Below are 3,766 nucleotides of genomic sequence, written 5' to 3' on the forward strand. Positions count from 1 at the left end.
GTCCCCACAGTGCGACCGTGGACCCGCGGTCGTGGCCGCCCCCCCCCCCCCCGGGCAAGCGCAACCCAGACCCCCACCCCCGAGCGACGCTCATCATGAGAGAACACCCCCAACCCACCACCCCCCAACCCCGCCCCCCCCCCCCCGCCCCCACCCCCCCCCCCCCCCCCCCCCCGCCGGCCGCGGGGCCGGGGGCGCCCGCCCCCCCCCCCCCCCCCCCCCCCCCCCCCCCCCCTCCGGCTACCATTGGCACATGTCAGTCCCTCGCGTCGAGCGGCCGGACCTTCCCGAATACATGACGTGGGAGGAACTGGAGAAGCTCCCGGACGAGATCGCGGAACAGATCGAGTTGTGGGACGGCCGCGTGGTGTGGCTTCGTCGTGGCCCTGATGAGCACCAAGTATTCATCGGGCGGCTGTGGAATGCGCTGGAGCGGGCGGCGCGGAAGGATATGGCGAACGATCCCGAGCGCTGCTGGCGTGCCAGCTTCGAGACGAACATCTTCTTCGGCCGTACCGGCAAGTCCGACTTCGCTACACCGGATTTCATGGTGCGGCGGTGTTCGGACGGGCCGTATCAGGACATTCGAGCCGACGAGGTGCTGCTGGTCGGCGAGGTGCTCTCGCCGTCCAACACGCCGGTCGATATCGATGCGAAGAAGGGGCGTTACGCGGACGCGGGAATTCCGTGGTACTGGGAAGTCCACCTGGCTCGCGATGACAGTGCGATCCATGCCGTCCGAGCCCATGCCCTGGAAACGCGGCCCGGGCAGCTTCCCGAGGGAGTGCGTCCGCTGCACCCCGCCAACTATCTCGCCATCGGCGAATGGTCTCCGGCCGACGTGGAGGGCATCGTGATCGACCACCCCTTCCCGATCCATATCCCCTGGTCCGAACTCGAATTCTGAACTCGCCCGGTCACGAGTTCGTGACCGGGGGGTGTCTCCGACCGGTCGTAGGAGAAGATAGGGGCGTGAGTTTCTGGCCCGCGCCCCATACCGAGCACTCCGTGCACGCGACTGTGACCCTGCCCGGGTCGAAATCGATCACGAACCGGGCATTGATTCTGGCCGCGCTCGCCGACCGCCCCTCGACCATCACCGGTGCGCTGCGCAGCCGCGACACCGATCTGATGATCGCGGCGCTGCGGGCGATGGGTACCGAAATCGACGGGGACGGTGACACTCTCGCCGTCACCCCGGCGGAGGCGCTGCACAATGCGACCGTCGACTGCGGGCTGGCGGGTACGGTGATGCGCTTCCTGCCGCCGGTGGCCGCGCTCGCCCACGGTGACGTGGCGTTCTTCGGCGACGAACAGGCCCGGCTGCGCCCGCTCGGGCCGATTCTGGACGCGGTGCGGCAGCTCGGCGTGGAGATCGACGGCGATTCGCTGCCGTTCGTGGTGCACGGCTCCGGCACGCTGCGCGGCGGCGAGGTGACCATCGACGCGTCCGGTTCCTCGCAGTTCGTGTCCGGACTGCTGCTGTCGGCGGCGCGCTTCGAGCACGGCGTGACCGTGCGGCACGACGGCGCGCCGCTGCCGTCGCTGCCGCACATCGCGATGACCGTGCAGATGTTGCAGGAGGCGGGGGTCGAGGTGCAGGCGCCCAGTGGGCCGCGCGCCGAACAGGTCTGGTCGGTGGCGCCCGGCCCGATCCATGCCGTGGACTGGGACGTCGAGCCCGACCTGTCCAACGCCACCCCCTTCCTGGCCGCCGCGGCGGTAACCGGCGGCAAGGTGACCGTTCCGCACTGGCCGTCGCTGACCACCCAGGGCGGCGACGTGATCCGGGAGATCCTGGTGCGCATGGGCGCCGAGGCCCGCCGCTCCGACGGCAAACTGGTGGTGCGCGGCCCGGACCGGCTCGCCGGTATCGATATCGATCTGCACGACGTCGGGGAACTCACCCCGACGGTCGCGGCGCTGGCGGCGCTGGCGGATTCCCCGTCGCGGCTGCGCGGCATCGCGCACCTGCGCGGCCACGAGACCGACCGCCTGGCGGCGCTGTCCACCGAGATCAACCGCCTCGGCGGCAAGGTCACCGAGACCGAGGACGGCCTGCACATCGAGCCCACCGCGCTGCGGGGCGGCCAGTGGCATTCCTACGCCGACCATCGCATGGCCACCGCCGGCGCCATCCTGGGCCTGCGGGTGCCGGGCGTGACGATCGAGGACATCGGCACCACGGCGAAGACACTGCCGAACTTCGTGGAGCTGTGGGAGGCCATGCTGTCCGACGGCCAGGTCGACGCCGGCCCGGCGGGAGCGGTGCGCTGAGACGCCGCGAGTACGACGAGTCCGATGTCCGGGTGCGCCCGGGCAGGGGCTCGCGTCCTCGCACGAAAACCCGGCCCGAGCACCGCGACGCGGAGCAGGCCATGGTCATCGGGGTCGACCGGGGCCGGTGGAGTTGCGTGCTGGACAGCGACCCGGACCGCCCGATCGTGGCGATGCGGGCCCGGGAGCTGGGCCGCACCCCGATCGTGGTCGGCGATCAGGTCGACGTGGTCGGCGATCTGTCCGGCCGCACCGACACGCTCGCCCGGATCGTGCGGGTGGCCGACCGCCGCACGGTGCTGCGGCGCACCGCCGACGACACCGATCCGTTCGAACGGGTGGTGGTGGCCAACGCCGAGCAGTTGTTCATCGTGGTGGCACTGGCCGACCCGCCGCCGCGCACCGGTTTCGTGGAGCGCGCCATGGCGGCCGCGTATGCCGGTGGGCTGGAACCGATTCTGTGCCTCACCAAACACGATCTGGTGGCCGAATCCGAATTCGCCACGGAATTCCGGGATCTCGATCTCACCATCGTCTTCGGCGGCCGCGACGACCCCCTCGACGACATCGAGGCGCTGCTGCGCGACAAGCTCAGCTGCCTGCTCGGCCACTCCGGCGTCGGCAAGTCGACCCTCGTCAATCGCCTTGTGCCGCAAGCGGACCGGGCCGTCGGCGTGGTGTCGGGGGTGGGCAAGGGGCGGCACACCTCGACCCAGTCGGTGGCGCTGGCGCTGCCCGACGGCGGCTGGGTCATCGATACACCCGGCATTCGCTCCTTCGGCCTGGCCCACATCACGCCCGACGATGTCATCCAGGCCTTCGCCGACCTCGCCGAGGCCATCGAGGACTGCCCGCGCGGCTGCACCCATCTCGGCCCGCCCGCCGACCCGGAATGCGCCCTGGACGAACTCCCCGGCAAGCAGCGCCGGGTCGAGGCCATCCGCCACTTGCTCGTCGCCCTCAACGCCAACGATCCGTGGGTGGTCGGGAACGGCTAGGCCTATCGGTCGGAGATCTCGTAGATCACATTGCGGCCGTCGCGGACCACGGTGTGCATGTGCTGTTTGTAGACGTTCACCGTGCCGTTCGGGCGGCGTTCCTCGATGTCCACGTCGAAGGAGTCCCACGCGCGTTCGACGACGCGGACGCAGTGCGTGGTGCCGATCGGGATCTCGGCGTCGATCCCGCGCTGCATGTCCTCGGCGTGGGAGACGTTGACCGTGTCGGGCGCGACGAAGGCCTGTGCGCTGCGGCCGCTGCGTTCGGCGTAGAACGCGTATTCGAAGCCGAGAATCGCGCCCGTGCCGCTGGCGGTGTCGCCGGGGCCGTTGCCGATGGTCAGGCTGCCCGTCTGCTCGAACGCACAGGCCGGTTTCGGCGGGACCGGAGCCGCGACGGGAGCGCCGGACTCGGGGGGGGCGGCGCCCCCCCCCCCCCCCCCCCCCCCCCCCCCCCCCCCCCCCCCCCCCCCCCCCCCCCCCCCCCCCCC

Annotated in this window: 4 protein-coding genes; 3 read left to right on the forward strand and 1 reads right to left on the reverse strand. The window is 71.3% G+C overall.

Going from position 1 to position 3,766, the window contains the following annotated elements:
* The first annotated feature begins 253 nt into the window (after window positions 1-253).
* The 3 genes from QH470_RS15795 (at window position 254) to rsgA (ending at window position 3,275) form a co-directional block, all read left to right on the forward strand.
* Window positions 254-907 (forward strand): Uma2 family endonuclease, encoded by a 654-nt coding sequence (locus tag QH470_RS15795; protein WP_280273118.1) that lies wholly within the window; start codon window positions 254-256, stop codon window positions 905-907.
* A 65-nt stretch (window positions 908-972) separates the two neighbouring features.
* Window positions 973-2,277 (forward strand): 3-phosphoshikimate 1-carboxyvinyltransferase, encoded by a 1,305-nt coding sequence (gene aroA / locus QH470_RS15800; protein WP_280273119.1) that lies wholly within the window; start codon window positions 973-975, stop codon window positions 2,275-2,277.
* Entirely contained in the window at window positions 2,274-3,275 is a 1,002-nt protein-coding gene (rsgA, locus tag QH470_RS15805) for a ribosome small subunit-dependent GTPase A (RefSeq protein WP_280273120.1), read from the forward strand. The genes aroA and rsgA overlap by 4 nt, the downstream gene beginning before the upstream one ends.
* A 2-nt stretch (window positions 3,276-3,277) precedes the next feature.
* Here the strand turns inward: rsgA and QH470_RS15810 are convergent.
* Window positions 3,278-3,766: DUF8176 domain-containing protein (locus tag QH470_RS15810; RefSeq protein ID WP_483243938.1), on the reverse strand; the 489-nt coding region annotated here is incomplete at its 5' end.

It is taken from the genome of Nocardia wallacei (assembly GCF_029868745.1).
In the GTDB taxonomy this organism is placed as follows: Bacteria; Actinomycetota; Actinomycetes; order Mycobacteriales; family Mycobacteriaceae; genus Nocardia; species Nocardia wallacei_B.